This window comes from Pseudomonas entomophila (genome assembly GCF_029193575.1).
GTDB lineage: Bacteria > Pseudomonadota > Gammaproteobacteria > Pseudomonadales > Pseudomonadaceae > Aquipseudomonas > Aquipseudomonas entomophila_G.
Window position 1 is genome coordinate 1 of sequence record NZ_JARGCS010000041.1, and the last position, 4,673, is coordinate 4,673.

Consider the following 4,673-nt stretch of genomic DNA (forward strand, 5'->3'; position numbering starts at 1 on the left):
GGGGCTGGCAGCGCCTTGCGGTCGAGCTTGCCATTGGTGGTCAGCGGCAGTTCGGCGAGCAGCAGCAGGTGCGCCGGGACCATGTATTCCGGCAGCTGGCCGCGCAGGCCGGCCTTGAGCTGGTCGCGGGCGTCGGCCTGGGCTTCGGGGCTGGCGTCGGCCAGCGCTGCATCTTTCGGCACCACGTAGGCCACCAGTTGCAGCGCCTCGCCTTCGCCATGCGGCAATACCGCCACACTGCCCACCGCTGGGTCGGCCAGCAGGCGCGCTTCGATTTCGCCCAGTTCGATGCGGAAACCGCGGATCTTCACCTGGTGGTCGATACGGCCGATGTACTCGATCACGCCGTCGGCCTGGTAACGGGCCAGGTCGCCGGTGCGGTACAGGCGGCCGCCGTCGTTGCCGAACGGGTCGGGGATGAAGCGCGTCGCGCTCAGGTCGCCCCGGTTCAGGTAGCCACGCGCAAGGCCCGCGCGACCGACGTAGAGCTCGCCGACGCAGCCTTTGGGCACCGGGTTGAGGTCGCCGTCGAGCAGGTACCACGACAGGTCCTGGATCGGCTCGCCGATCGGGCTGCTGGCTTCCCGTTCCAGGTCGGCCAGGGCCAGCGGGCGGTAGGTCACGTGCACGGTGGTTTCGGTGATGCCATACATGTTCACCAACTGCGGGGCCTGGTCGCCGAAACGCTCGAACCAGGGGCGCAGGCTTTTCACGTCCAGCGCTTCGCCACCGAAGATCACTTGGCGCAGTTGCTGTTCGCCCGGTTCGGTGCAGGCGACCTGCATCAACGCCTTGAAGGCCGACGGGGTCTGGTTCAGCACTGTGACGCCCTGTTCGCACAGCAGTTGGTAGAACTCGCGCGGCGAGCGGGTGACGTCCTGCGGCACCACCAGCAGGCGGCCGCCGTAGAGCAGCGCGCCGAAGATCTCCCAGACCGAGAAGTCGAAGCCGTAGGAGTGGAACAGGGTCCAGACATCCTGCGGGCCGAAGTCGAACCACTGATCGGTGGCGCTGAACAGGCGCAGCACGTTGCGGTGCGCCAGCAAGGTGCCCTTTGGCTTGCCGGTGGAGCCGGAGGTGTAGATGACGTAGGCCAGGTTGTCCGGGCCGACTGCGGTGACCGGGTCGTCGTCGCGCGAGGCGCTGTCGCCCAGCAGCAATACCGGCAATTGCTCGGGCAGCGGCAGGCGCTCCAGCACCTGTGGCTGGGCCAGCAGCAAGGCGATGCCGCTGTCCTCGATCATGTAGGCCAGGCGCTCCTGCGGGTAGGCTGGGTCCAGCGGCACGTAGGCGCCGCCGGCCTTGAGGATCGCCAGCAGGCCGACGAGCATCTCCAGGCTGCGCTCCACGGCCAGGCCGACCAGCACGTCCGGGCCGACGCCACGGGCGATCAGTTCATGGGCCAGGGCGTTGGCCTGGCCATTGAGCTGGGCGTAGGTCAGTTGCTGGCCGTCGAAGCTCACCGCCACCGCGTCGGCGTGTTCGCGAGCACGCTGGGCGATGACCTGGTGCAGACAGTGTTCGATGGGGTGCTCAACGAAGGCCTTGTTCCACTCCACCAGCGTGGCTTGGCGCTCGGCGTCGGCCAATAGCGGCAGGTCGGCGATACGCTGGCGCGGCGCTTCGACCATGCCCTGCAACAGCGCCTGCCAGTGCCCGGCCAGACGCTCGATGGTCGTGGCCTCGAACAGGTCGGTGGCATAGGTGAACAGTGCCTCGATGCCGTCGGCCCCCTCGAAGGTGTCGAGCATCAGGTCGAACTGCGACGTCTTGCCTTCCAGGGCCAGGCCCTCCAGGCTCAGCCCACCCACTTGACGCGTCGCCGCGCCTTGACGCGCCTGGGCCTGGTGGTTGAACAGCACCTGGAACAATGGGTGGTGGCGGGTGGTGCGCTGGGGCTGCAACGCTTCGACCAGTTGCTCGAACGGCAGGTCCTGGTGCGCCTGAGCCTCCAAGGCCGCCTGACGCACCTGGCGCAGCAACTGCGCCGCCGACATCTGCGGGTCGATGCGCGCCTGCAAGACCTGGGTGTTGACGAAGAAGCCAATCAGCCCTTCGGTCTCCAGTGGGTGCCGGTTGGCCACCGGCACGCCGACGCGAATCGCCGCTTGGCGGCTGTAGCGGTGCAGCAGCGCCTGCAGCGAGGCCAGCAGCACCATGAACAGCGTGGCGCCCTCGGCCTGGGCCAGCGCCTTCAGCCGCGCGGCCAGCTCGGGAGGAAGATTGATCGCCAGGGTGGCGCCACGGGCGCTGGCCTGGGCCGGGCGCGGGTGATCCAGCGGCAGGTCGATGACTTCGTGGTCGTTGCCCAGTTGCGCGACCCAGTAAGCCAGTTGCCGCTCACGCTCACCGCCCGCCATGCGTGCGCGCTGCCACAGGGCATAGTCAGCGTACTGCACGGGCAAGGCCGGCAGCTCGGGCGTGCGGCCCTGGCTGAACGCCGTGTAGCTGTGCAGCAGCTCATCGACCATGCGCTGCATCGACCAGGCGTCGGAAACGATATGGTGCTGGGTCAGGGCCAGTACGTGGTCGTCCTCGGCCAGGCGCAGCAGGCCGACGCGCAGCAGCGGGCCCTGGGCCAGGTCGAACAGTTGGCTGGCCTGTGCTTCGACCCAAGCTTGGACATCGACCTGCCCTTCTACCGCCTGTGCCGCAATGCGCAGCGGCGTGGCCGGGGCGATCACCTGAACCAGCTGGGCGCCGTCGTGGTGGAACGTGGTACGCAGTGTCTCGTGACGCTCGACCAGCGCGCTGAACGCTCGCTCCAGCGCCGCCACGTCCAGCGGGCCGCGCAGGCGCAGGGCCGTGGGGATGTGGTAGGCGGTGCTCTGCGGGTCCAACTGCCAGAGGTACCACTGGCGTTCCTGGGCATAGGACAGCGGCAGCGGCTGGTCACGATCGACCGGCAGCAGCGGCGCCTGGCGCTGCGTGACCTGGCCCAGGCTGGCGGCGAAGGCGCGCAGGGTGCGGTGCTCGAACAGACGCTTGAGCGGCACTTGCAGGTCCAAGGCCTGGCTAAGGCGCGACACCACCTGGGTGGCCAGCAGCGAGTGGCCGCCCAGGGCGAAGAAATCATCCTCGGCGCCGACCTGCGGCAACTGGAGAATGTCGGCCCAGACCTGGGCGACAGCCTGTTCCAGCGGCCCCTCTGGGGCCACGTAGGCCTGTTGCAGCAGGCTCGCGTCAGGGGCTGGCAGCGCCTTGCGGTCGAGCTTGCCATTGGTGGTCAGCGGCAGTTCGGCGAGCAGCAGCAGGTGCGCCGGGACCATGTATTCCGGCAGCTGGCCGCGCAGGCCGGCCTTGAGCTGGTCGCGGGCGTCGGCCTGGGCTTCGGGGCTGGCGTCGGCCAGCGCTGCATCTTTCGGCACCACGTAGGCCACCAGTTGCAGCGCCTCGCCTTCGCCATGCGGCAATACCGCCACACTGCCCACCGCTGGGTCGGCCAGCAGGCGCGCTTCGATTTCGCCCAGTTCGATGCGGAAACCGCGGATCTTCACCTGGTGGTCGATACGGCCGATGTACTCGATCACGCCGTCGGCCTGGTAACGGGCCAGGTCGCCGGTGCGGTACAGGCGGCCGCCGTCGTTGCCGAACGGGTCGGGGATGAAGCGCGTCGCGCTCAGGTCGCCCCGGTTCAGGTAGCCACGCGCAAGGCCCGCGCGACCGACGTAGAGCTCGCCGACGCAGCCTTTGGGCACCGGGTTGAGGTCGCCGTCGAGCAGGTACCACGACAGGTCCTGGATCGGCTCGCCGATCGGGCTGCTGGCTTCCCGTTCCAGGTCGGCCAGGGCCAGCGGGCGGTAGGTCACGTGCACGGTGGTTTCGGTGATGCCATACATGTTCACCAACTGCGGGGCCTGGTCGCCGAAACGCTCGAACCAGGGGCGCAGGCTTTTCACGTCCAGCGCTTCGCCACCGAAGATCACTTGGCGCAGTTGCTGTTCGCCCGGTTCGGTGCAGGCGACCTGCATCAACGCCTTGAAGGCCGACGGGGTCTGGTTCAGCACTGTGACGCCCTGTTCGCACAGCAGTTGGTAGAACTCGCGCGGCGAGCGGGTGACGTCCTGCGGCACCACCAGCAGGCGGCCGCCGTAGAGCAGCGCGCCGAAGATCTCCCAGACCGAGAAGTCGAAGCCGTAGGAGTGGAACAGGGTCCAGACATCCTGCGGGCCGAAGTCGAACCACTGATCGGTGGCGCTGAACAGGCGCAGCACGTTGCGGTGCGCCAGCAAGGTGCCCTTTGGCTTGCCGGTGGAGCCGGAGGTGTAGATGACGTAGGCCAGGTTGTCCGGGCCGACTGCGGTGACCGGGTCGTCGTCGCGCGAGGCGCTGTCGCCCAGCAGCAATACCGGCAATTGCTCGGGCAGCGGCAGGCGCTCCAGCACCTGTGGCTGGGCCAGCAGCAAGGCGATGCCGCTGTCCTCGATCATGTAGGCCAGGCGCTCCTGCGGGTAGGCTGGGTCCAGCGGCACGTAGGCGCCGCCGGCCTTGAGGATCGCCAGCAGGCCGACGAGCATCTCCAGGCTGCGCTCCACGGCCAGGCCGACCAGCACGTCCGGGCCGACGCCACGGGCGATCAGTTCATGGGCCAGGGCGTTGGCCTGGCCATTGAGCTGGGCGTAGGTCAGTTGCTGGCCGTCGAAGCTCACCGCCACCGCGTCGGCGTGTTCGCG

General features: G+C 68.5%; 1 protein-coding gene. It reads right to left on the reverse strand.

Features of this window, described 5'->3' with window-relative positions; genetic code table 11:
• The coding region (locus P0Y43_RS19365; RefSeq protein ID WP_275638871.1) for a non-ribosomal peptide synthetase at nt 1-4,673 on the reverse strand (4,673 nt) is incomplete at both ends.